Source organism: Pacificimonas flava (genome assembly GCF_000342165.1).
GTDB classification, from domain to species: Bacteria; Pseudomonadota; Alphaproteobacteria; order Sphingomonadales; family Sphingomonadaceae; genus Pacificimonas; species Pacificimonas flava.
This window is the reverse complement of the sequence record NZ_AMRV01000002.1, coordinates 259,937-282,865: the sequence shown is the minus strand read 5'-3', so window position 1 is coordinate 282,865 and position 22,929 is coordinate 259,937. Positions and strand designations below refer to the sequence as shown.

The following is a 22,929-nucleotide window of genomic DNA, read 5'->3' as shown; positions in this document are numbered from 1 at the left end:
TCCTGCCGATTGCACGCCAGCCGTAGCGGGCGCAGGCTAAGGAAGCGTTAGCGGCGGACGATGGCGCTGGCGCCCCAGCCGAGGAGCAGGGCCAGCGAGACGGCAAGGATGCCGTAGGAGAGGCTTTCCTGCTGCGCCGCCACGTAGATGTCGCGCTCGAAGCCGGATTTCTCGACGTCGATCGTCCGGGTCGTGGAGGCGACGACTTCCCCTTCGTCGATCAGGTGCACCTCCACCGTGTAGGTGCCGACAGGCACTGCCGCTGGAATATCGATCCGCGCGCGGTAGAGGATTTTCTCGACGAGATCGACGCCGTGCGGTTCGGACCCGTAAAGCAGGGCAGCGCGCCGGGTTTCGAGGAGGCCATCCTCGAACATGCTGATCTTGGCGGGATCGGTCGCGCCGGTGGGCGACAATTGCAGATATTCGGGTGACAGTTCGTAGATCGCGGCCATCTGCTCGTCGACGAGTTCCTCCACCGGCCGGGTCGAGGCGGCACGGTAAAAGCTGGGCGCGGTTTCGAAGCGGACCGAATCCGTATTCAGCCACAGACCGAGTACGCGGTTCTTCTTTCGGACGGTGATGGATTGTGGGGGGCCGCGAACGATCATCACGATGTCCGGGCGCTCCTCCGGCGCTTCGCCGCTGGGATACTGAATGGCGCCGAAGACAAGGAGTTCGGCGCCCGCAAAGGTGTAGACGATATCGATGCGCGATTGAGAGATGTCGGCGATCAGGCGCGGCGGCACCTGCGCGCCGGCCGGCGCGGCGACGAGCGCGGCGAGCAGGAGGAGGAGGCGCCGCATGGGCCTCAGCCTGCCAGCTGAACGGTATAGAGGTTTGTCGGCGTCCATGTCAGGCCGACGAGAAGGCGGCCGGCCACGATCAAAACGAGGATCGCAAGGGCCATGCGCAGCTTTTCGGGCGGCAGGTTCATGGCGATGCGTGCGCCGAGCTGTGCGCCGAGGACGCCGCCCACCAGCAACAGCGCGGCCAGCACGATATCCACCGTTTTCGACTGCACCGCATGCAGCAGCGTGATCGCGGCCGTCGTGAAGACGATCTGGAACAGGCTGGTCCCGACGACGGTCGAGACCGACATGCCGAGTATGTAGATCAGGATCGGCACCATGATCAGGCCGCCGCCAATGCCCATGACGAAGGTGAGGATGCCGACGACAACGCCGATGATCAGCGGTGCCAGCGGCGAGATATAGAGCCCGGCCGCGCGAAAACGCATGCGGCCGGGCAGGGCGGCGATCAGCCTGTTGTGCCGCTTCATCTTGGCCGGCTTGGCGCCGCTCGCCTGCCTGCGCAGCGTACGCACCGTTTCGATCAGCATGGAGAGGCCCACAAGGGTCAGGAAGGTGACGTAGATCAGCGTGATCGTGACGTCGATCTGGCCGATCTTCTGTAAGGCCCGGAAGATGATGGAGCCGATGCCCGCGCCGATCACGCCGCCGACGACCAGAACCGCCCCCATGCGGATATCGACGCCGCCCCGGCGCCAGTGTGCCATCGCGCCCGAGACGCTGGAACCTGTCACCTGCGTCGCGGAGGAGGCGACGGCAACGGCCGGCGGAATGCCGTAGAACATCAGAAGCGGCGTCGTCAGGAACCCGCCGCCGACGCCGAACAGGCCGGACATCAATCCCACGCCCAGACCGAGCAGAACGATGACGAGCCCGTTTACGCTCAGTTCCGCGATCGGCAGGTAAATGTCCATGGTTCGGCGCTTTAGCGCGCACGGCAGAACGCGGCCACCGCGAACGACGACCTGCCGGCACGATTGAACGCAAAGTTTTCGGGCGGGTAGGCGGCTTGCGTGCCGCCGGCTCGCCTCCGGCGCCAGCGGCTCTCCGGACCGCTAGCGCCCAGTCCAGTGCGGCTTGCGTTTCTCGGCGAAGGCAGCGGCGCCTTCGCGGGCGTCGGTCGAGGTGAAGATCGGCTTCATCAACTCCGCCTGCTTCGTCCAGCGCTCCTCGAGTGACCAGCCGCGGGATTCGGCGATGATCTGCTTTGAAATGCGCACGGCCAGGGGACCGTTGGCGGTGATCTTTGCGGCCAGTGCCATCGCGGCCTCCAGCGCGCTGCCGCTCGTCACCGCATTGATCAGGCCAAGATAATAGGCGCGGTTCGCGTCGATGAACTCTCCCGTCAGGGCGAGCTCCATCGCGATTCGCGGCGGGATCTGATCCGGCAGGCGGAGTAGGCCGCCAGCGCCCGCGACGAGCCCGCGCTTCGCCTCCGGGATGCCGAACTTCGCCGTCTCGCTGGCGACGATCAGGTCGCAGGCGATCATCAGTTCCAGGCCGCCGGCAAGCGCGTAACCCTCCACGGCCGCGATCAGCGGCTTTTGCGGCGGCGCCTCGGTCAGCCCACCGAAGCCGCGCCCCTTCACCGACGGCAGCTCGCCCTTCAGGAAGCCCTTGAGGTCCATGCCGGAGCAGAAGGTGCCACCGGCGCCCGTCAGGATCGCGGTGCGCAGCGCGTCGTTCGAATCGAGCCGGTCCAGCGCGGCGGCGATTCCCTCCGCCGCAGCCCGGTTCATGGCGTTCTTCGCCTCCGGCCGGTTCATGGTAATGATGAGGACGCCGTCCTCCTCGCTCGTGAGAATCTCTTCGCTCATGCCGCTGTCCTTCGTTCTTCTGCGTTGACAGTGTTCCGCACCAGACAGCGCAGCGCACCTCGTTCTTTTCGGGGCGCTTGGGCCGAGCCTCTTTAAAGCGTGGGTTCGTCGGCCGGTGCCGAGAGCCTAGCGAGATAAGCCGAGGACGGGATACCGTCAGGGCAGCAAGGCACCGGAGGCAGTATGGCAGAGGCTTACATCATCGACGCGGTTCGCACGCCGCGCGGCATCGGCAAGGTCGGCAAGGGTTCGCTTGCCGCCGCGCATCCGCAGCACCTCGCCGCGACCGTGCTGAAGGCCATTGCCGAACGCAACGACCTCGATACGGCCGAGGTGGAGGACGTCATCTGGTCGACCTCGACGCAGAAGGGAAAGCAGGGCGGCGATCTGGGCCGGATGGCCGCGCTCGATGCCGGCTACGACATCCGCACCAGCGGCACGACGCTCGACCGGTTCTGCGGCGGCGGCATCACCAGCGTCAACTTCGCCGCGGCGCAGGTGATGTCCGGCATGGAAGACCTGGTCGTCGCCGGCGGAACGGAAATGATGTCGCTGACGGCGCAAATGGCGCAGGAGGAGCGTGCCGCCGGGCTTTCCCCCTTCATGATGGGGTCGGGCAATGCGCGGCTGCAACAGGTTCACCCGCAGTCGCATCAGGGTGTGTGCGGCGACGCCATTGCATCGATGGAGGGGATCGACCGGCAGGCGCTGGATGCTCTTGGCCTGGAAAGCCAGAAGCGGGCGGCGCGCGCCATTGAGGAGGGACGCTTCGAAAAGAGCATCGTTCCGGTCATGGACGATGAGGGGAACGTGATCCTGGACCGAGAAGAGTTCCCGCGCCCGCAGACGACCATGGAGGGGCTGTCGCAGCTCGAACCCAGCTTCGCCAAGATTGCCGATCTGCCGCTGGACGAGAAGGGCACGACCTTCCGCAAGCTGATCAATCAGAAATACCCGGATCTTGAGATCCGCCATTTTCACCATGCGGGCAATTCCTCCGGCGTTGTCGACGGGGCGGCGGCGGTTCTGATCGCGTCGAAGGATTATGCCGACAAGCACGGCCTGACGCCGCGCGCGCGGATCGTGCAGACCGCGAATATGGGCGACGATCCGACACTGATGCTGAACGCGCCCGTTCCCGCGGCGAAGAAGGTGCTGGCGAAGGCCGGCCTGACCAGGGACGACATCGACCTGTGGGAAATCAACGAGGCGTTCGCGGTCGTGGCGGAGAAATTCATCCGTGACCTTCGGCTGGACAGGGACAAGGTAAACGTCAATGGCGGGGCCATCGCCCTCGGCCATCCCATCGGTGCCACGGGCTCGATCCTGATCGGCACGATGCTCGACGAACTGGAGCGTCAGGATCTGAAACGGGGCCTTGTCACCATGTGCGCGGCCGGCGGCATGGCGCCCGCAATCATCATCGAACGGGTCTGAAGCCCGCCGGAACTCATCGTTCCCGGAAGGAGGTTCGGGTGCAGCTGCGGCGGTGGCCTTCGCAGCGCATCCGCCGCCAGTTCAGGATATGCGCGGCAGCCAGTATGAGCGCGCCGATCACGCTGACACCTGTTTCCGCCGCTTCGCCATGCACGGCAAAGGCGCCGATGCCGAGGAGGCACAGCCCGGCGGCGGCAAGGGCGGCCGGGCCCGATCCTGCCCGGCGACGCCCCGCCCATAACGCCGCCGCGCTCGTCGGCACCGCGAACAGAAAGGCGGCGGCATGAAAGCTTTCCGGCAGGGCGAGGTAGAGCGCGAGTGCCGGGACGGCGAGCAGCAGCGCCGGCAGTAGCAGGCAATGGACGAGACAGAGCATGGATGCCGCGATCGCAACGGCGTCCAGAAGTCGCTGCTTTTTCGAGGAAAGGAGGGGAGCGGCTTTCCGGACCATTGTAATAAGATGTTATACTGTTACATATATTGCAAGAACCCTCTTGGCATTCCACCTTCTCGCCAGGTCAAGGCGCGAACAAACCCAATGGATCATTGGCCACCAGCGCGCTGTCCCGCCGCGCCAGACACAGCAGGGTCAGTCCCGCCTCGCGTGCCCGGTCGACGGCAAAGCTGGTCGGCGCGCTGATCGTGACGAGCGCGGGGATTCCAGCCCGAACGCATTTTTCGACGAGCTCCTGGCTGCAGCGGGACGACATCAGGACAAAGTGGTCCGCAAAGCCGAGATCGGCTGCGGCGGCGGCGCCGATCAGCTTGTCGAGCGCATTGTGTCGGCCGACATCTTCTCGTGCCATGACGATCCGGCCATCGGCAAGGCAAAGCGCCGCGATATGGGTAGCCCCGCTGGCGCGGCCGAGCGTCTGCCGCTCGCCGAGCGAGGCAAGAGCGTGCGCTACCGCCGCCGCATCGCCGCCGGGTCGCGCCGTCAGCGGCGGCAGCGGCGCGAGCACCGCCGCGATGCTGTCCATGCCGCAAAGCCCGCACCCGCTTTCCGAAAGCCGCGTCCGCGCGCGCTGTGCCACCCGCTCGGTCGACCGCGCAGGAATGGGCATGCGCGCGATCCAGCCGCCGCCGTGCATAACGATAGCGGGCGTTTCGATTTCGTCCAATGACGCCAGCCCCTCGCTGATCGCAAAGCCGGCGATGAAGTCCGGCAGGTCGATGGGGGTCGCCATCATCACGGCGTAACCGATGCCGCCGAATTCGATGGCAACCGGCACCTCCAGGGGAACGGTGCGCACCACGTCGTGCAGATTCATGCCACCGTCCGTCAGCGGCAGGCGGCGCAGCGCGTATGTCCGCGTTCCTTCCGGAGCTTCATCTCGATGGTCCGCCATATCGCCACGCCCCGAATTTATTCACATGGGTTCTCTCGCTCTCCGCCAGCGCCGTTAGGCTCGGTCTCCGGCACCCGACGGCGGGAACGTTCCCCCGCTGACGGGCTTTGACCCTAATGCCGCAGGAGAGTTCAGCCATGACGAAAAATACAGGCGCACCCAAGGAATATCACGGTCCCGCAGGCGGCTGGGGGTCGCTGATCGGCCTCGGCAAGGTGGCACTTGCTGCCAGGGCGAACCCCGCTGCGACCGAAACGTTGTTGCGACAGAACAAGGCCGAAGGGCACATGTGCACCTCATGCGCATGGGCGAAACCCGCGCACCCGCATCCTTTCGAATTCTGTGAAAATGGCGCCAAGGCAACCCTGTGGGATTTGACGACCGACCGCGCCGCCGCGGACTTCTTCGCGGAATACAGCCTCGCCGAACTGCGGAGCTGGCCGGATTACGAGCTGGAGCGGGTCGGACGGCTGACGCAGCCGATGCGTTACGATGCGCCCATCGACCGCTATGTTCCCGTCAGCTGGGACGAGGCGTTCCGGGGCATTGCGGCGGAGCTCAAGGCTCTCGATCCGAAATCTGTCACCTTCTACACCTCCGGCAAGGCCGCGCTGGAGGCATCCTATCTCTACGCCCTGTTCGCACGCATGTACGGCAACAACAATCTGCCGGACAGTTCGAACATGTGTCACGAGACCACCTCTGTCGGCCTGAAGAAGGTCATCGGGTCGCCCGTTGGAACGTGCACGCTGGAGGATCTCCATCACTGCGACGCGATTTTTTATTTCGGCCAGAACCCCGGCACGAACAGCCCCCGCATCCTTCACCCGCTGCAGGAGGCGGTGCGCCGCGGCTGCAAGATCATCGTCTTCAACCCGCTGCGCGAAAAGGGACTGATCGAATTCACCAACCCCCAGGAGCCGGTGCAGATGACCGTTGGGTCGCCGACCGACCTCGCCGATATGTACCTGCAGGTTCGGCCCGGCGGTGACATTGCGGCGCTGATGGGCCTCTGCAAGCACGTCCTCGCTCGCGACGCGGCCGCGCGCGCGGCCGGAGAGCGGGAGATCGTCGACCGGCTGTTCATAGAGCAGCATTGTCACGGCTTCGACGAATTCGCGCAGCAGGCGGAGGAGACCGGCTGGGATGAGATCGAGTCGAACTCGGGTCTTCTGCGCGCCGACCTGGAGGCGGCAGCCGAGGTCTACATCCAGGCCGAGAACGTCATGGGCATATACGGCATGGGGCTGACGCAGCATGTGCACGGCTCCCAGTCGATCGGCATGCTGGTCAATCTGCTCCTCCTGGGCGGCAACATAGGACGACAGGGCGCTGGAATTACCCCGATTCGCGGCCATTCGAACGTTCAGGGCCAAAGGACGGTCGGCATCACGGAGAAGACGAAGCTGGCGCCGATGCAGAAATATCGGGAGCTGTTCGACTTCAAACCCCCGCAGGAGGATGGCCACACGACGGTCGAGTTCCTCGAAGCCCTTCTGGATGGCTCGAACAAGGGGTTCGTCGGGCTGGGCGGCAACCTAGCCCGGGCCGTGCCGGATCATCCGCGCGTGCACGAAAAATGGCGCGACATGGCATTGACCGTCAACATCGCCACGAAGCTCAACAGAACGCACCTGATGCCGGGGAAATCGGCCTATCTGCTGCCGTGTCTCGTTCGGGCAGAGGAGGATTTGCAGCGTTCCGGTCCGCAGACCGTCACGATAGAGGACAGCTTCAGCCATATCTATGGCTCGATCGGCAAAAGACGGCCGGCCGATGTCCACCTGAAGTCCGAACTCGCGATCGTCGCCGGCATCGCCAAGGCCACACTACCTGCGCATCCGAAATGGAAATGGGACGAATGGACCGCGGACTATGGAAAGGTGCGTGACCTGATCGCCGAGACCTTTCCGGACGAGTTTCACGATATGAACGACCGTATGAACCAGCCGGGCGGTTTCTACCGCGGGAATGCGGCGCATGAGCGGATGTGGAAGACGGACAGCGGCAAGGCGGAATTCACTGCGCCCAGCGTGATGAATGCTTGCGGTGTCGGTGATGCGCCCGATCACTTCCATCTCGTGACGCTCCGTTCGAACGACCAGTTCAACACGACGATCTACGGCCATGACGACCGGCTGCGCGGTCTGAAGGGCTCCCGCATGATCGTCCTGATGAGCCCCGCCGACATGGCCCGGCAGGGTCTGAAGGAAGGCGATGACGTCACGCTTGTGTGCGACACCGGTGACGATGAGCGCCGGGCCGTCTCCGGCTTGACGGTAACCCCGTATCGTCTGCCGGATGGATGCCTTGCCGGCTATTTCCCCGAACTCAACCCGCTGGTGCCGCTCTGGTATCACGACAAGCTTTCGAAGACGCCCGCCGCGAAAGGGGTGCCGGTGCGCATCGAGGTCTGAAGGAGCGAAGCGAGCGGCGCGTTCAGGAAACGGATTCGTCGCTCTGCGGCGCTTCAGCGTCTACGGCGAAGCGCCGCCATGTCGTGCGGCCGGTTGACGTTGATGAGGGCGAATGCGCTGTCATCCAGCATCTGCGCGTCCGTTGCCTCTATCCACGACAGAAACGATCGGTGCCCCGCCGCAAGGTGTTCGTCGAGCTGTGCAGCAAGGGACGCCGGCCACCAGCCAACCGTCCGCTGTTCGCGCAGCACGCATGGTGCAGTGCCCACCAGGTTTCCGCGCAAATCGAAAGGCAGGGGGTGTACGTCGACAGGTACGCAGAGCGCACCCCGCAGCCCGGTACGATCGGCAAGATGGAGCGCGGCGTTCAGCCCGCCGAGAGGTCCCAGCCCGGCCCTTGGTCGATCCTCTAGAGAGCGGAAGCCGGCGAGGCAGCCCCCGCAAACGACGACATCCTCGCATTGCTGCGCAAGAGCCTCGGCCGCGTGGCTCACAAGGGATTTGCCGTTCCAGTCTGCCAGCGCCTTGTCGGAACCGAAGCGCCGGGACCGACCACCGGCGATCAAAGCGCCGAGAATGCGCATGCCAACACCTTGTTTCTACACGCCCGCCGCTGCGCCCGGTTCGTGATAGGGGCAGCCATTCGCAGCGGCACGAAAGTCCGCCGAATGCCTGTAGGGGGCGCGTCGCGCGCGGTTGATGTTGCCAAGCGGCCGGTGTGCCGCCAGCCCGGTCCAGATGCTGAAGCGCATCTGCTCGTTGACCGTTTCCACGCGTTCCGCCTGCCAGCTGTCCTGCGCGGGCACGCGCAAGGTCGCCACCGTCTCGAACGGCGCCTCCTCCTCGTCCCATTCGACCGTTGGATCTTCGACCGGCTGCCGTTCCAGATCGCGGCAAAGCTGAACGCGGAAGTCCCATTCCGCATCCATCCCGCGCATCTCCTCGCGAATCTCTTCGCGGATGGCGTTCTCCCGGCCCTCGATCTCGATCTTTCGACCGGACAGTGCCCGCATGGCAGGGGCGGTCGGGACCAGCGCGAACTTCGCGATATACTCGCCATATCGGAATGGCGTCACGGAATAGTAGGTTTCGCCGAGCGGATCGACATTGGGCGCGCCGCCCATCGCCTGAACGGCGGCGCTTTCGATGCCGACCGACTCTAGCGCCGTGTTCACGCCGCGAAGCGCTGCGGACATCGCCTTTTTGGTGCCCTCCAGCCTGTCCGTGGTGTGCGCCAGCATCTTAAGGTTCTTCAGAAATGAATCGGCGTCCTTCGTCTGGAAAGTCGAGCCGTTCACCATGACGAAATCCTGCGCACGCCCTTCCGCGTTCGGCAGCCGTTCACCTGGGACATCCACGATTTTCAAGGCCAGCCCCCGCGGCAGGCTTATGGCATCGGGCAGGATGTCGCCCGCATTGGTCGAGAGGCGCACGACCGCGCCATAGGTGCCCGGCGCCGCAAAGAGGCCTTGCGCCAGTTCCGGCGGCAAACTCTCCCGCACCGTCAGTTCGCCGGCCAGAATGCCATGTGCCTTTGCGTGTACGGCGCGTACCGCGTGATCATAGTCTTCCGCCGTGCGCTCGAGAATGCGGTCGAACGTTTCGTTGAGTTCCGCGATGGTTTCCTCCTCGTCTTCGCGAGGGGTCTCCACGGCGGGGGTAAAGGGGACGGCGGATGAGCGCATGGGAAATCCTTTCCCGGGACGAACCGGTCAGCCCCGCCGGCGTTCCGCACATATGATGCATGGCCTCAAGAGGGCCGCCGAATTTCCGTCAGTCTGCGCGTACGATCAGCGACTGCCAATCCCCGTCCAGCTCTCCGTCGCGGCTGGCCAGGAGCGCGGTCACCATGTCGTCTTTTCCCGCTTCCCTTGCCGCCACGGCGGTCTCGATCGTCGTCAGGCGGTCTTTCCAGGAGGGGTGGGACCGGCTGCGCAGCAGTCCGCCGGAATATTCCGGTCCGAAGGCGCGCCAGAAGCGCGCGGCGGCGGCAGGGTCGTATCCGGCATTTGCCAGCAAGGTCACGGAAAGAATGTCCGCTTCGAGTTCGGTTTGACGAAAATAGCGGACGTTCCGGCCAAAGCCGGAAAGGAGGCCGTAGGAGACGCCGGCATCTTCCAGCCGCTCGCGATGACGCAGGACATTGTGCGCAAGCTCGTGGGCGACCACGGCCGCCACCAGCTCTTCGGGGTATTCTTCGAAAAAGCGGCTGCCGATCTGCACGAGTTCGCCGTCAGCCTCTGCCGTGAAATCTGAACCGAAGGCCACTTCGAAGCGGGAGCGGCAGGCCGGCACGGGCGTTACGCTCTTCACGTAGGATTCGCCGTTCCTGACCCCGTAGATACGAAGCGGCGCGTCGGCGGGTAGAGCCGCGACAGCGCGATCGGTGGCGATCAGGCGTTCTGTATTTGCCTCCGACTGCATGTCCGCTGCGGCGAAGGTGACGGAACCGACCTCCACGAGCGAATCGTCTTCGCGAATATCTGCCTTGGCAGCGGGACTGTCTGCCAAGACCGCTTCGACACCGATTGGCGCCTCGAATCCGAAATAGGCCATCGCCTCCCCGCGCAGATCGATCGAATATTGGTCGGGGGTGTGCAGAAGCAGGCCGAGCCCCGGCTGCAGTCGGTCGCAAAGGGCGGCATTGTCCGCCGCGAGGCGAAAGCCGATGTTCGCCAACCGGGCCTCTGTACTGCGAATCGCGGCGAACGTATCGGCGGCGGCGAAGGCTGGCCTGCCCTCACCCAATGCTGCTAGAAGGCAGGCCGCGAGCAGGGCAACGATCGGTATACGCCGCTCGGTGGACGGGCAGTCAGGCTGGCGGCATCGTGTCCCGCGCATCCGCATCGCCCTGCGACAGTTCTTATTCATGGTGAACCCTCTAACGGCTGGATCATGCTTTCCAAACTTTTCTCCAGGCGCGCCAAAATCGAAACCGCCCCGGCCAGTGTGCCGGACGGCGAGCGTGTTTATGCGATCGGTGATATTCACGGCCGTTACGATCTCCTTGACGGCCTGCTTCGCCGGATCGAGGCGGATGAGGCCGGGCGTGGCGGACGGGGCCGCCTGATTTTCCTTGGAGACTATGTGGACAGGGGGCCGCAGTCCGCCGCCGTCGTCGAGCGGCTGATCTCGTTGAAGAACGAACGGCCGGATACCCGCTTTCTGCAAGGGAACCATGAGGAGGTCTTCCTCTCCGCACTGACCGGCGACTTGAAGGCGCTGCGATTCTTCAACCGAATCGGCGGTGCGGAGACGATCCTGAGCTACGGGGTCCGTCAGGACGCCTATGACCAAGCGGATTTCAACGATCTTTCTCGCCTGCTGCGTGACGCCGTTCCAAAATCCCACCGCAATTTCCTCTCCGGTCTCGAAGACATGGTCGTCGTCGGCGATTATGTCTTCGTGCATGCCGGCATCCGCCCCGGTGTGCCGCTCGACGAGCAGCGATCGAGCGATTTGCGCTGGATTCGAGAGGAGTTCATTCGAAGCGTAAGCCCGCAGGAGAAGGTCGTCGTACACGGCCATACCATCGAGGCGGATGTCGTCGATGAACCGCATCGCATCGGTCTCGACACCGGCGCTTACTGCTACGGAACCCTGACGGCGATGGGCTTCGAGGGGCAGGAGCGATGGCTTTTGCAGCAGAGTGCCGCCGAGCCGGTCTTTTCGGCGGCGTAATTTCTTTGTTTTTGCTAGGCGTTGCTGAAAATCCACAGGCCGCGGAAAGACTTCGGCTTGCCGCCAAAACGCTTGTATGGCTCGAAACCCGGTGCTATCCGGCCGACAAGTCGGAATATGACAAGGGAGTATTGAATTATGTCCATTACAAAGCTGCTCGTCGCTGCTGCGACGTCGTCGATGATCGTTGCGCCGGCCATGGCCGCCGAGGCGACTGCTGCGAGCCAGGCGTCGTCGCTGTCCGTCGCGAAGGCGGCAAGCGTGAAGGCTGCCTCGACCTCCGAGAAGTCGAACAAGCTGGATGCCAGCGGCATCGCCATCGGCGCGCTGGCCATCGGTGCCGTGACGCTCGGCATCATCGCCGCCGCGGACGATGATGACGACGATACGCCCGTCAGCAACTGATTCTGTCAGTTATTTAGGAAAAATGGCGGCCTTCGAGCCGCCATTTTTTTGTCTGCATTCCGAAAGGTTGGGCGTTAGAGCCGCTGGCGGCGCCCGGGGCGTCTCACTGCTGCTCAGATGAAGCTGCGGGGCGCGAGCCACCGCCACGCCTACCGACATCGGCGTCAATTTACGAAGGAGGCGAGAGCCCGAGAGGCGCTTTCCGCCACAGAAGATCCTAAAGCGCTATGACACTCCGGCGCTTTCGATTGCCGTCTACGCTCAATCAATGCCCATGCGTCTTGATACCGCGAAGCCGCAAGCGCCTGCGTGTGCGCCGCCGAAGCGCTACCACTCCCCAGACAGCGCCGCCGGCCGAAACAAGGGCGATAATCGCCAAGGCTACAACAATGCGTTCTTCCATATCCGCCTGCTAACAGGCCGGTTTACGAATGATGGCCACCTGAACGCTACGCTCCAATTTCGAATGCCAACGAAATGGGGCAGAGAATCTCGCGACCCTCTGCCCCATTGCTCAAAACACGTCGGTACAATCCGACGGCTTATCGTGGCTTAGTTGCTGACGGGCGTCTCATCGTCGTCGTCATCATTGACGATCGCGACGACACCGATAGCAAGAATGCCAGCACCGATCGCGATCGGAAGAATGGCTTCGCCGTTCAGCTTGTTGGACTTTTCCGTCGCGGTCGTGGCGCGGGCGGACTTGGCAACCGACAGGCTGGCAGCCGAGTTCGCCGGAGCGGCCATTACCGGAGCTGCAACCATCGCGGTCGCAGCGGCGGCGGTGAGAAACTTACCGATCATGCTACTTACTCCCTTTTTAGACACGCAGCCAATATCGCAGGCTGCGTTGGATTAGAAGACCTTATGGCCCCGGAAACCACAATCCGTGTCGTTTTCGCTACGAACAACACCTTCGTAAGCAAACGAAAGCCATCACTGACGGTTCCCACTTACAAGACGGAGACGTCCTTCGCAGTCCGCACTCGCAAAGGCGAGTCAAAACTTGATTAACACGAGAGGGATTCTTGTCTCACTTCGAAACGCCTGCGAAAGGAAGCGCGGCCGGTCACGAGATGCCGTCAGATTCCAGCTTTCGAAATGCGGCGATATCGATGCCGTGGCGGTGCAGCTTGTCGTAGAAGGTCTTTCGCGGAATGGCGAGCCGGCGGACGGCCTCGGCGGCATCGCCGCGGACGTCGCGCAGCATTTCGCTGATGACGAGCGCCTCGTAGCGCGCGACGCGCTGCTTCAACCCGTCCTCCTTCTGACCCTCGGCTGCCCCGGACGTGCCCGATGCCGGGCCGAGTCCGATGACGAAACCTGCCGCGAATCGCTTCAGTTCGCGGCCATTGCCAGGCCAGTCATGGCCCAGCAGATGCTGCCAGGTGCCCGCGTCCATGTCCGGCCCGGTACGATTCATTTCGCGTTCGGCCTCCGTCACGAATCGGCGGAAGATCAGCGGGATATCCTCGCGAAGGTCGCGCAGCGCGGGCATGCGGACGCGCAGGCCGTTGAGGCGGTGAAAGAGCGGTTCCAGAAACCGGCCCGTCCGGGCAAGCTCGCCGAGATCGTGCCGGCTGGCCGCGATGACACGCAGATTTACCGGGACGGACGTCGCGGCGTCGTTCGGCCGGACGCGCCGGTCTTCGAGGACGCGGAGCATGCGCAGTTGCAGTGGCTCCGGCATCGCATCCACCTCGTCCAGGAACAGCGTACCACCGCTCGAACGCTCGATCGCGCCGGACATGGGCGGCGTGGTCCGTCCGAAAAGATCATGACCGTCGCTGGAGCCGACCATGGCCGCGCAATCGGCCGTTACGAAGCGGCGCTGTGCCCGGGCGCCGCTCTCGTGCAGCAATTCCGCGGCGAGCCCCTTGCCAGTCCCGGTTTCGCCCTCGATCAGGACGTCCACGTCACTTGCTGCGATCTGTTCCAGGGTGCGGCGCAGTTGAACGATGCGTGCCGAATTGCCGACGAGCGCCGGACCCGGTCCGCCCCCGCCGAGGCGAACCTGCGCTTGCAGCCGTTCGTTCTCCAGTTCAAGCGCCCTCCGCTCCAAGGCGCGAGACGCGACGGATACCAGATGGTCCGTGGCATAGGGCTTCGTCAGGAAATCCTGGGCGCCGTCCTTCATCGCCGCCACAGCCATATCGACATCCCCATGACCCGTCGTCAGCACGACAGGCAGGCCGGGATCGATCCGGCGAATCGCGGTCATCAGTTGCAGCCCGTCCATACCTGCCATGCGGATGTCGCTGATGACGATCCCGGGGAAGCCGGATTCGATGATGGCAAGCGCCTCTGCGGCGCGGCTGCAGGCGGTGACGGAAAAGCCTGCAAGTTCGAGCGCCTGGGTCGTGGCGTCCCGCAAGGCCGAATCGTCCTCGACGAAAATGATGGGTCGCGATTCGGCGTCATCTCTTCCGATCATGCCGCGCTCCTCAAGGACAGGGTGAACGCCGCGCCCGTCGCGGCCGGTTCTGCCACCAGATCCCCGCCCAGATCCCTCATGATGTCCTGCGAAATGACCAGCCCGAGCCCGAGACCATCCTGCTTCGATGTCGAGAAAGGCTGGAAAAGGCGCGCGCGCATGTCGGCATCGAGCCCGGGGCCGTCATCGCTCACCGTGATGCGGACGGTTTCGGAAACGGGCCGAACGGAGATTTTGATCCGGCCGCCGTCTCCGCAGGCGTCGAGCGCATTGCGCAGAAGGTTCACCAGAACCTGCTCCAACCGCACATGTTCTGCCCAGGCCCGCTCGTTCTCGCGTGCGGGCTCTCGAACGATGATCGTTGCCGAGCGGCGGATGCGCTCGTCTAGAAGGCGCAGCGCGCTCTCTATGGCGTCGCCCACGCGGACCTGTCGCAACTCCCGCCGGCCTTTTCGCGCGAAACGGCGAAGTTCTCCGGTGATCTCGCCGATACGCAGCGTCAGATCGGCAATATGTCCGAAATTTCGCCGCGCATCGTCCAGACGTCCTGCGCCGAGCAATTTGGCCCCGCTCTCGGCGTAGACCTGCGCCGCGGCGACGGGCTGATTGATCTCGTGCCCGACGCTCGCCGCGATCTGGCCCAGGACGGCAAGGCGGTTCGCCTGAACGAGTTGTTCGCGCAGTTCATCGATCCGCGCCCGGGTCGCTGCCTCGGCCCGGGCAAGGCGAGCTCTGCGAATCTGATGGAACAGGCCGGCAAGGGCCGCGGTCGCCAGCAGCCCGGCCGCCAGAAGCAGCCGCGCACGGCCGGAGGCGGCGCGCAGCGCGTCGTCGGCATCGGCCAGCATGTGCAGCGTCCATCCGAGCGAGACCGGACGCTCGGCATCTATGGTCGCCCGGGCTGGGGCGGTATCCTCTGCATAGGCGTCCAGCAGCGGTAGCCGTTCGCGGCCGAACTGCGTCAGATTCCGGGCGCGTGCAGCGCGACCGCCCGTTTCCGGCGTAATCGTGTGAAAGCGCCAGTCGGGCCGGCTGGTAATCAGCACGACGCCGCGCCGGTCGGCGACGAAGACGGGTTCGGCGGCCTGACGCCATAAGCGCTCGAGCGCGTCAAATTCCACCTTCACCACCACCACGCCGAGGGCATTTTCGGCAGCGCCGACCCGCCTCGCGATGTAAAGACCGGGGTGGCGGCTGCGCGTGCCGAGCGCGAACTGCGCCGCGTCGCCCCGGATCAGGGCATCGTGGAAGTAGCGACGAAAGGCGTAGTTGGCTCCGACGAAGCTGTCGGCCTGTTGCCAGTTGCTGGCGGCCACCGTGTCGCCGCCCGCGTTCATCAAGTAGATCGCGGAGGCGTCCGTTCGCCGGGCCAACGCCTCCAGCCGCCGGTTCATGTCCTGTGCCGGGTGCGCGGGATCCCGCAGCAGTCGCCGCGCCTCCGGATCCTCGGCCAGGACGAGCGGCACGAGACGGAATTTGTCGAGTTCGCTCTGCAAGCCGCTGGCGAAGATATCGACGGCATTTTCCAACGCCGCGGCAGCCTCCGCCCGCGCGGCGCGGCGTGCCAAGCCATCGACCAGAACAAACGCGCCGACGATCGCCGCGAGAAGAATGCCGCCAAGCGCGGTGCGAAGCAGAAGGGGGCGGGCGTGTCGGCGTTCGGCCATGAGCCCCTGTGTGCGCTTTTTCGCACTCACCGCCAAGAGGCTGTGCGGAATTCCACACAAATACACGACGCCATCCGAGTGACTTTCCTTCGAATCAAGGACTTGGCGAAAGAGGCGCCGCGTTTTGCGCAAGGAGCTTTGCGCTCGCTACCCTTCAGGTCTCGTTTCCGGCGACCGCGCATGGCGGGCGGAAATCATCTGGGGAGGATTGTGACATGCAGGCCAGCGCGGCGGGGGCGTCGAAACGTCCCTTCTACAGGCATCTTTACGTTCAGGTGCTGGCCGCCATCGCAGCGGGCGTGGCGCTCGGCCATTTCTTTCCGGATCTCGGCGCCTCTCTGAAGCCGCTCGGCGATGGCTTCATCAAGCTGGTGAAGATGATCATCGCGCCCGTCATCTTCCTGACGGTGGTGACCGGCATCGCCGGCATGCGCGACCTGAAGGCTGTTGGGAGCGTCGCCGGAAAGGCGATGATCTACTTCCTGTTCTTTTCGACACTCGCGCTCATAATCGGCCTGATCGTCGGCAACGTCGTCCAGCCGGGCGCCGGCTTCAATATCGACCCGGCCACCCTCGATGCGTCGGCAGTGAAGGGTTATACGGACACCGCGGCCAGCCAGAGCCTGTCGGGTTTTCTGCTGCACATCATTCCGACGACAATACTCAGCGCGTTGACGGACGGCGAAATTTTGCAGGTTCTGCTGGTCGCCATCCTGACCGGCATCTCCCTTGCCGCGACCCTGCCGAAAAGCGCGCTGGTCCTCGACTTCTTCAACGCCGCCTCGGACGTCGTTTTCCATCTCGTCCACATGCTCATGAAGCTGGCGCCCATCGGGGCGTTCGGCGCGATCGCCTTTACGATCGGCGAATTCGGCATCGGCGCGCTGGCGAACCTCGCCACGCTGATCGGCACCTTTTACGTGACGTCGCTGATCTTCGTCTTCGTGGTCCTGGGTATCGTCGCGCGGCTCGCCGGCTTTTCGATCTTTCGCCTCATCGCATATCTGAAGGCGGAACTGCTTCTCGTTCTCGGCACCTCATCCTCGGAGGCGGCGCTGCCCAGCCTGATGGAGAAGATGGAGCTTGCCGGCTGCAAGAAGACCGTCGTCGGCCTCGTCGTGCCGACCGGCTATTCCTTCAACCTGGACGGCACCAACATCTACATGACGCTGGCGGCGCTGTTCATCGCGCAGGCAACGGGCGTCGATCTCTCGCTCGGCGAGCAGATCCTCCTGGTGTCGGTCGCCATGATTTCGTCGAAGGGGGCGGCGGGTGTCACCGGCGCCGGATTCGTCATTCTGGCGGCCACCTTGTCCGTGGTACCGACGGTGCCGGTTGCCGGCATGGCGCTGATCCTGGGCATCGACCGGTTCATGTCCGAGTGCCGCGCGCTCACAAACTTCATCGGCAATTCGGTCGCCACCGTCGTCGTGGCGCGCTGGGAGAACGCACTCGACAAGGGCCGGCTGGACGCCGCCATGCGCGGGGAGGCGCTGCCGCCCCTGCCGCAGCCCGACATGCACCTGCACGAGGAAGAGGCGGCACGCGAAGGAGGACACGCATGATCGAGATACCGTTCAGCAGGCGAGCGCTGATGGGCGCGGGCGCCGCCGCGGCAATGCTGCCGACGCTCGCCGGCCGCGCAAGCGCCGCCACGCCGGGCTATGAGGAGGAAATTCCGCTGTGGGAAGGTCCGCCCCCGGGCGAGGGCAGCGTGTCCGGGCCTGAGAAGGTGGGCGGGCCGGGCAAGGGCTACGGCGCGGTCTCGAACATCTCGCAGCCGCGCATGCGGGTCTACAGGCCGAAGGTGCCGAACGGCCGCGCGGTCCTCGTCATGGGCGGAGGGGGCTATTTCCGCATCCAGCTTTGGAAGGAAAGCACGCCCATCGCGCTGTGGCTGCAGGCGCGTGGCTACACCGTCTTCGACCTGATCTACCGCCTGCCGAATGACGGGTGGGCGCCGGCAGCGTCCTTCATGGACGCCCAGCGCGCCATGCGACTGATCCGCGCCCGCGCGCTGGACTACACAATCCGGCCCGACGCGGTCGGCGTGCTCGGCTTTTCCGCTGGCGGGCATCTGGCGGGCATGACGGCACTGGCGCCCGCCATCGTTCAGTATGATGCCCGCGACGCGGCGGACAGTCAGCCCGTGCAGCCCGATTTCAGCGCGCTGCTGTTCCCGGTCGTTACGCTGGCGGCACCCTATGACACCACGCGCACGCGGCGCGAACTAATCGGCGAGAATCCAGGCCCTGAAGCCGTGCGGCGCTGGTCGCTCGATACGCATGCGTCGAAGGAGGCACCGCCGACCTTCATCGCGGCGGCCGCGGACGACACCATCGCGCCGCCCGCGCACGGCATCATGCTTTTCAACGCGCTGACTGGCGTTGGCGCGGCGGCGGAACTGCATCTTTTCGAGCGGGGTGGGCATGGCTTCGGCCTCGGCAAGCCGGGCGAGTTGATCGCGGCATGGCCGGGGCTTCTCGGCAACTGGCTGGACAACCGCACCCGAAGCTGAACCGGCCATTCAAAAACAACACATCGGAAAACTGGGGGAGAGACACATGACAATGAAGACGGTTCTTCGCGCCGCGCTGCTTGCAGGCGCGCCGATCCTGTTGCCGGTCGCCGCGGCGGCGCAGCCGGCGGATGCTGACCAGGCAAATGCGGATACGGCAGCGGCTCCTGCGGACGCAGCCCCAGCACCGGCCGCAGCCGGCCGTACAGTCACCGATCCGATCGTCATCACCGGTTCTCAGATTCGCGGCGCGAAGATCGATGCCGTGCTGCCCGTGACGCGCGTCGACGAGGCGCAGATCGAGGCCATCAGCCCGGATTCCGGCGACGAAATGTTCCGCAGCATTCCGCAGGCGGGCGCCGTATCCTTCAACGATCAGAACACGACGGGCGGCGTGAACAGCGCGCGCGGCGACGTGGCGTCGATCAACCTGCGTGCGCTCGGAACCGGCAATACGCTGCTGCTGATCAACGGCCGGCGCATGGTCCTCAATCCAGGCTTCCAGACCGAACTCCTCGTTCCCGTCGTTTCGCCGGACACGAACACGATTCCGGTCGGCGGGGTCGAGCGCATCGAGGTGCTGCGCGATGGCGCTTCGGCGGTCTACGGCGCGGATGCCGTGGCCGGCGTCGTCAACACGATCCTAGACGGCAATATGGATGGCGGATTCCTGCGCGGCACATGGCGCGCATCGGACGGCACCAGCCTTTACAGCGTGAACGTCAATGGCGGCTTCGGCATGGACTTCAACGAGGGGCGGACCAACGTCACCATCTACGGCAATTATTTCCACGAAAACGGCGCGCCGACGTCGATCCGCGACTATTCGTCGAACAGCGACCGCCGCCGTTTCGTCGAGGGTACGGATTTCGAGGGTGATACGCAGTTCGACGGGCGTTCGACCAACTCGCCGTTCGGCTCCTTCGCCTTTCTGGGGCAGGACGATGATGCCACGGCGCTCGGCGACAATAATTTTCACATCCAACCGGCAACCTCACCGGGGTGCCTGATCGATCTTGGCAACGGCCTCTGCGCGGACAATGCGCGCAGCATCGACCGGGATCTGCGCTACAATATCGACGGCGACCGCGATCTGTTCTCGGAAAAGGATCGCTACAACATCTACGGCCTGTTCTCGCACGAGTTCACGCCGGACATGGAATTCTATGGCGAGGCGTCCTACTACCGCACAGAATCGACGCGGCGGAATGTGCAAAGCGCGCCCCTGGGTGCCGTCCCGGTCGGCATTTCGGCGAACGCCTATTACAATCCGTTCGGGCCGGAGACGCTGGCTGACGGTACGCCCAATCCGAACCGGATCGCGGGTACGGACCTGCCGGCCGAGGGCAGCGACCTGCTGCTGGAACGCTACCGCGTCATCGATGCCGGCCCGCGCGTCACGACGGTCACGAAGGACACGTATCGCCTGCTCGCCGGCCTGCGCGGGTACGCAGCCGGTTTCGACTATGACATGGGCCTTCTCTATTCTCAGGCGAACAGCAACGACCTGACGCGAAACCGGATTTCGACCAGCCTGTTTCAGGAGGCGATCAACAGGACGGATGCCACCGCCTACAATCCCTTCAACGGCGGCTGTTTCGACAATCCGAACAATGGCGACTGCACGCCCAGCAATGCCGCGACCATCGACGATTTCCGCATCGACGTGTTCCGCAAGGGCGAGACGACGCTGGCGCTCGCCGACTTCAAGCTGTCGAAGGCCGACCTTTTGACCCTGCCGGGCGGCGATCTGGGTATTGCCACGGGTGTCGAGTTTCGCCGCGAAACCTTCGACGATGACCGCGATCCGCGCCTCGATGGCACCATCACCTTCACCGACAGCGTGACGGGCGATTTTTTCGGCAGCGACGTTCTGAATTCCAGTCCGTCGCCCGATACCAGCGGCAATAGAGAGGTCTACTCGGCCTTTGCGGAGGCGCTGATCCCCGTTGTTTCGGAGGATATGGGCATCCCGTTGATGCGGTCGTTCAATGTCCAGCTCGCCGGTCGTTTCGAGCATTTTTCCGATGTCGGCAGCACCTTCGTCCCGCGTGCCGCGGCAAGCTGGGACGTCTTCGACGGGCTGATGCTGCGCGGTGCCTACTCTCAGGGTTTTCGCGCACCGAACCTGGTACAGGTGAACGACCGCGGCACGACCCGCGCCAATACGCGCGACGATTATGTCCGCTGTCAGGCGCTGGTGGCGAACGGCACCGTCATTGACCTGGGCGATTGTCCGGGGACCAGCACGGTCAGCAATCGTACGGGTACCGACGAGTTGCAGCCGGAGGATACGGAGAATATCAACCTCGGCGTCGTCCTGACGCCGCAGTTCCTGCCCGGCCTGACGCTGACGGCCGATTACTGGCGGATCGAGCAGAAGGGCATCGTCGGCGTTTTCGGCGACGACAATGCCATCGCGCTCGATCTGCTGCGGCGTCTGAACGGCGAAACCAATCCGAACGTGATCCGCGAGGATCCGACGGCGGACGATGTCGCCCTGTTCGAGGGTACCGGCCTCGCCCCCGCCGGCCAGATCATTCAGGTGCTCGATCCCTATCAGAATCTCGACAGCCGCGTCGCAAAGGGGTGGGATTTCGGGCTGTTCTACGATGTCGGCGATGTCGGCATCGGTTCGCTCGATATCGCGCTCAATGCAGCGCGGTTGAACAGCTTCTTCCAGACGCCCAGCGCGGATGGACAGGAACTGATCGATGCGGTCAATGCCGGCGTGCTGCCTGACGAGATCGTCATCAGCGACATTGGCGAACTTCTGCGTTTGAACGGCCGGCCGCGCTGGCGCCTGACGGGAACGGTCAACGTGAAGTCGGGCCCGGTTCGCTGGAATCTCTTTGCCCGCTATGTGGATTCCGTCTTCGATACCAGCGTGACGCAGGACTCCGACGGGCCCGATCCGGGCGCCTTCTTCCCGGTCGACGACTGGCTGACCATCAACACCTCGATCAGCTACACCATCGACAACGAGACCCCGCTCGACGGCGTCCGGCTGAAGTTCGGGATCAACAATCTGTTCAACGAGGATCCGCCGCTTGCCGATCAGAGCTTTGGCTTTGACGGATCGCTGCACAGCGCACGCGGGCGCCAGTTCCTCGTCTCGCTGGGGAAGACGTTCTGATGCGCCTGGGCACGCCGCTCTTCATGCTGGCCGCAGCGGGCCTTCTTGCTTCCTGCACCGGCGTCTCCCCGCCGCGGCAGGCGGCGACAGGCGCTGCGCCGTCGCAGATCGGAACCTGCGCGACGACGGCCGCCAGTATCGACCGGGATTTCGACACCGGTGCCTTTGAGAGCTGTGAGACGCAGGGCGAGGCTGCCTTCGAGCTGACGATCGCGCCGGAGGACGCCCCCCCGATCAATTGCAGTCCGTGGTACGCCTTTCGCCTGAGCCCAAGGCGTGCGGGCCCGGTTTCGATCACGCTGAACTATGATGCGTGCGAGCATCGTTATGCGCCGAAGATCAGCCGCGACGGGGGCGCGACGTGGCAGGCCTTCCCGGGCGCGGTGGCGACCTCGCAGAACGCGGAGGGCGAGACCGCCAGGGCGCGGTTCACTGTCGAACTTGGGGCCGAGCCGGTGATCGTCGCCGGCCAGGAAATCCTGGACGGCGCCAATTACGGCGCGTGGATGAACACCTTGTCGGCGAGCCCCGCCGTGACGCGGTTTCAGGTGGGGCAATCGCGTGAGGCGCGGATCATTGGCGGCATGAGCGTGAAGGCGCCCGGCAGCACACCGTCCGAGCAGGTCGTCCTCATCGGCCGGCAGCACCCGCCCGAGGTGACCGGCGCGCTCGCCATGCGGGCGTTTGTGGAGACGCTGACCGCCGACACGCCGCTTGCAAAGGCCTATCGTGCGCGTTTCGAGACGGTCGTCGTACCCCTCGTGAATCCGGACGGCGTGGCGAACGGCAATTGGCGCCACAATGAGGGCGGCGTCGACCTGAACCGCGACTGGGGGCCGTTCACCCAGCCGGAAACGCAGGCCATGCGCGATCTTCTGGCGCGGATCGAGGACGATCCGGCGAAGGACATTCGTCTGTTCATGGACTTTCATTCGACATGGAACGACGTGTTCTACACGTTGCCCGACGAGACGCTGACGCAGCCCGACTTCTTTATCCGCGACTGGCTCGCCGCGTTGCAGGCGCGCATGCCGGACTATGCGGTGAACCGGGATCCGGGCCATAATCCGGACAGTGCCGTCTCGAAGACCTATGTCTATGAGGCGTATCAGGTCCCGACCGTGACCTTCGAACTGGGCGACCGCACGCCGCGGCCGCTCATTCGAAGGCTTGGCGAGGAATCCGCGATCGCGATGATGACGACCTTGTTGGAGACGAAGAAACCCGACCGGCAATGACGTCCGTGGATCGCGGAA

19 protein-coding genes are annotated in these 22,929 nt (G+C 64.5%); 8 read left to right on the top strand and 11 right to left on the bottom strand.

The features are described from left to right. Positions 1–47 precede the first annotated feature (47 nt). The 3 genes from C725_RS04055 to C725_RS04045 all read right to left on the bottom strand — a co-directional run bounded on the left by C725_RS04055 (position 48) and on the right by C725_RS04045 (position 2,629). Positions 48–806 carry a TIGR02186 family protein gene (locus C725_RS04055; RefSeq protein ID WP_008600324.1) on the bottom strand — a complete coding sequence of 253 codons (759 nt, stop codon included), beginning with the start codon at positions 804–806 and terminating at the stop codon, positions 48–50. Positions 807–811: 5 nt separating this feature from the next. After that, positions 812–1,726, bottom strand: a complete 915-nt coding sequence (locus C725_RS04050) for a sulfite exporter TauE/SafE family protein (RefSeq protein WP_008600323.1) — start codon at positions 1,724–1,726, stop codon at positions 812–814. Between the two features lie 141 nt (positions 1,727–1,867). Next, the gene (locus tag C725_RS04045) at positions 1,868–2,629 is read right to left on the bottom strand and encodes a crotonase/enoyl-CoA hydratase family protein (RefSeq protein ID WP_008600322.1); all 762 of its coding nucleotides are present in this window, start codon (positions 2,627–2,629) and stop codon (positions 1,868–1,870) included. A gap of 183 nt (positions 2,630–2,812) precedes the next feature. Here C725_RS04045 and C725_RS04040 point away from each other — a divergent pair, with 183 nt between their 5' ends. Continuing rightward, positions 2,813–4,066 carry an acetyl-CoA C-acetyltransferase gene (locus tag C725_RS04040; protein ID WP_008600321.1) on the top strand — a complete coding sequence of 418 codons (1,254 nt, stop codon included), beginning with the start codon at positions 2,813–2,815 and terminating at the stop codon, positions 4,064–4,066. A gap of 13 nt (positions 4,067–4,079) precedes the next feature. Here the strand turns inward: C725_RS04040 and C725_RS04035 are convergent, their stop codons facing one another. Continuing rightward, positions 4,080–4,517 (bottom strand): MerC domain-containing protein, encoded by a 438-nt coding sequence (locus C725_RS04035; RefSeq protein ID WP_008600320.1) that lies wholly within the window; start codon positions 4,515–4,517, stop codon positions 4,080–4,082. Between the two features lie 67 nt (positions 4,518–4,584). Then, positions 4,585–5,415, bottom strand: a complete 831-nt coding sequence (gene fdhD / locus C725_RS04030) for a formate dehydrogenase accessory sulfurtransferase FdhD (RefSeq protein ID WP_008600318.1) — start codon at positions 5,413–5,415, stop codon at positions 4,585–4,587. Positions 5,416–5,552: 137 nt separating this feature from the next. Here fdhD and C725_RS04025 point away from each other — a divergent pair, with 137 nt between their 5' ends. Further along, positions 5,553–7,832, top strand: coding sequence for an FdhF/YdeP family oxidoreductase (locus tag C725_RS04025; RefSeq protein ID WP_008600316.1), 2,280 nt, complete (start codon positions 5,553–5,555; stop codon positions 7,830–7,832). A gap of 53 nt (positions 7,833–7,885) precedes the next feature. Here C725_RS04025 and mobA read toward each other — a convergent pair whose 3' ends face one another. The 3 genes from mobA to C725_RS04010 all read right to left on the bottom strand — a co-directional run bounded on the left by mobA (position 7,886) and on the right by C725_RS04010 (position 10,703). Further along, positions 7,886–8,416 carry a molybdenum cofactor guanylyltransferase gene (mobA, locus tag C725_RS04020; RefSeq protein ID WP_008600315.1) on the bottom strand — a complete coding sequence of 177 codons (531 nt, stop codon included), beginning with the start codon at positions 8,414–8,416 and terminating at the stop codon, positions 7,886–7,888. 15 nt (positions 8,417–8,431) lie between these two features. After that, on the bottom strand, positions 8,432–9,517 hold the full coding sequence (locus tag C725_RS04015; RefSeq protein WP_008600314.1) for a catalase family protein: 1,086 nt from the start codon (positions 9,515–9,517) through the stop codon (positions 8,432–8,434). Between the two features lie 88 nt (positions 9,518–9,605). Continuing rightward, positions 9,606–10,703 (bottom strand): M48 family metallopeptidase, encoded by a 1,098-nt coding sequence (locus C725_RS04010; protein ID WP_200858582.1) that lies wholly within the window; start codon positions 10,701–10,703, stop codon positions 9,606–9,608. 24 nt (positions 10,704–10,727) lie between these two features. Between C725_RS04010 and C725_RS04005 the strand changes: the two genes are divergently transcribed. Together C725_RS04005 and C725_RS04000 are read left to right on the top strand one after the other, a co-directional pair. Then, positions 10,728–11,513, top strand: coding sequence for a metallophosphoesterase family protein (locus C725_RS04005; protein WP_008600311.1), 786 nt, complete (start codon positions 10,728–10,730; stop codon positions 11,511–11,513). A 138-nt stretch (positions 11,514–11,651) separates the two neighbouring features. Further along, positions 11,652–11,918 (top strand): hypothetical protein, encoded by a 267-nt coding sequence (locus C725_RS04000; protein ID WP_008600310.1) that lies wholly within the window; start codon positions 11,652–11,654, stop codon positions 11,916–11,918. 552 nt (positions 11,919–12,470) lie between these two features. On the opposite strand, the gene C725_RS03995 is transcribed toward C725_RS04000, so the two are convergent. The 3 genes from C725_RS03995 to C725_RS03985 form a co-directional block, all read right to left on the bottom strand. Continuing rightward, complete coding sequence (locus tag C725_RS03995) at positions 12,471–12,722, bottom strand: hypothetical protein (protein ID WP_008600309.1); 252 nt, start codon at positions 12,720–12,722, stop codon at positions 12,471–12,473. A 265-nt stretch (positions 12,723–12,987) separates the two neighbouring features. After that, positions 12,988–14,352 (bottom strand): sigma-54-dependent transcriptional regulator, encoded by a 1,365-nt coding sequence (locus C725_RS03990; RefSeq protein ID WP_008600307.1) that lies wholly within the window; start codon positions 14,350–14,352, stop codon positions 12,988–12,990. Beyond that, positions 14,349–16,019 (bottom strand): sensor histidine kinase, encoded by a 1,671-nt coding sequence (locus C725_RS03985; protein WP_008600305.1) that lies wholly within the window; start codon positions 16,017–16,019, stop codon positions 14,349–14,351. The genes C725_RS03990 and C725_RS03985 overlap by 4 nt, the downstream gene beginning before the upstream one ends. Before the next feature lie 215 nt (positions 16,020–16,234). Between C725_RS03985 and C725_RS03980 the strand changes: the two genes are divergently transcribed. The 4 genes from C725_RS03980 to C725_RS03965 are packed head-to-tail and all read left to right on the top strand — an operon-like array spanning position 16,235 to position 22,911. Continuing rightward, positions 16,235–17,584, top strand: a complete 1,350-nt coding sequence (locus C725_RS03980; protein ID WP_008600303.1) for a dicarboxylate/amino acid:cation symporter — start codon at positions 16,235–16,237, stop codon at positions 17,582–17,584. After that, complete coding sequence (locus tag C725_RS03975) at positions 17,581–18,537, top strand: alpha/beta hydrolase (protein WP_008600301.1); 957 nt, start codon at positions 17,581–17,583, stop codon at positions 18,535–18,537. Before C725_RS03980 ends, C725_RS03975 begins: the two co-directional genes overlap by 4 nt. Before the next feature lie 46 nt (positions 18,538–18,583). After that, a complete protein-coding gene (locus tag C725_RS03970) occupies positions 18,584–21,673 on the top strand; it encodes a TonB-dependent receptor domain-containing protein (RefSeq protein ID WP_008600300.1) in 3,090 nt (1,029 codons plus the stop codon). After that, positions 21,673–22,911 (top strand): M14 family metallopeptidase, encoded by a 1,239-nt coding sequence (locus tag C725_RS03965; protein ID WP_008600297.1) that lies wholly within the window; start codon positions 21,673–21,675, stop codon positions 22,909–22,911. Before C725_RS03970 ends, C725_RS03965 begins: the two co-directional genes overlap by 1 nt. Positions 22,912–22,929 lie beyond the last annotated feature (18 nt).

Excerpts from the sequence above, each read along its gene's own strand:
- C725_RS03975 (WP_008600301.1), top strand. The coding sequence starts at position 17,581 with ATGATCGAGATACCGTTCAGCAGGCGAGCGCTGATGGGCGCGGGCGCC.
- mobA (WP_008600315.1), bottom strand. The coding sequence starts at position 8,416 with ATGCGCATTCTCGGCGCTTTGATCGCCGGTGGTCGGTCCCGGCGCTTC.
- C725_RS04055 (WP_008600324.1), bottom strand. The coding sequence starts at position 806 with ATGCGGCGCCTCCTCCTCCTGCTCGCCGCGCTCGTCGCCGCGCCGGCC.
- C725_RS03970 (WP_008600300.1), top strand. The coding sequence starts at position 18,584 with ATGACAATGAAGACGGTTCTTCGCGCCGCGCTGCTTGCAGGCGCGCCG.
- C725_RS04050 (WP_008600323.1), bottom strand. The coding sequence starts at position 1,726 with ATGGACATTTACCTGCCGATCGCGGAACTGAGCGTAAACGGGCTCGTC.
- C725_RS03990 (WP_008600307.1), bottom strand. The coding sequence starts at position 14,352 with ATGATCGGAAGAGATGACGCCGAATCGCGACCCATCATTTTCGTCGAG.
- C725_RS03965 (WP_008600297.1), top strand. The coding sequence starts at position 21,673 with ATGCGCCTGGGCACGCCGCTCTTCATGCTGGCCGCAGCGGGCCTTCTT.
- C725_RS04000 (WP_008600310.1), top strand. The coding sequence starts at position 11,652 with ATGTCCATTACAAAGCTGCTCGTCGCTGCTGCGACGTCGTCGATGATC.
- C725_RS03985 (WP_008600305.1), bottom strand. The coding sequence starts at position 16,019 with ATGGCCGAACGCCGACACGCCCGCCCCCTTCTGCTTCGCACCGCGCTT.
- C725_RS03980 (WP_008600303.1), top strand. The coding sequence starts at position 16,235 with ATGCAGGCCAGCGCGGCGGGGGCGTCGAAACGTCCCTTCTACAGGCAT.
- C725_RS04045 (WP_008600322.1), bottom strand. The coding sequence starts at position 2,629 with ATGAGCGAAGAGATTCTCACGAGCGAGGAGGACGGCGTCCTCATCATT.
- C725_RS04015 (WP_008600314.1), bottom strand. The coding sequence starts at position 9,517 with ATGCGCTCATCCGCCGTCCCCTTTACCCCCGCCGTGGAGACCCCTCGC.
- C725_RS04005 (WP_008600311.1), top strand. The coding sequence starts at position 10,728 with ATGCTTTCCAAACTTTTCTCCAGGCGCGCCAAAATCGAAACCGCCCCG.
- C725_RS03995 (WP_008600309.1), bottom strand. The coding sequence starts at position 12,722 with ATGATCGGTAAGTTTCTCACCGCCGCCGCTGCGACCGCGATGGTTGCA.
- C725_RS04040 (WP_008600321.1), top strand. The coding sequence starts at position 2,813 with ATGGCAGAGGCTTACATCATCGACGCGGTTCGCACGCCGCGCGGCATC.
- C725_RS04035 (WP_008600320.1), bottom strand. The coding sequence starts at position 4,517 with ATGGTCCGGAAAGCCGCTCCCCTCCTTTCCTCGAAAAAGCAGCGACTT.
- C725_RS04025 (WP_008600316.1), top strand. The coding sequence starts at position 5,553 with ATGACGAAAAATACAGGCGCACCCAAGGAATATCACGGTCCCGCAGGC.
- C725_RS04010 (WP_200858582.1), bottom strand. The coding sequence starts at position 10,703 with ATGAATAAGAACTGTCGCAGGGCGATGCGGATGCGCGGGACACGATGC.
- fdhD (WP_008600318.1), bottom strand. The coding sequence starts at position 5,415 with ATGGCGGACCATCGAGATGAAGCTCCGGAAGGAACGCGGACATACGCG.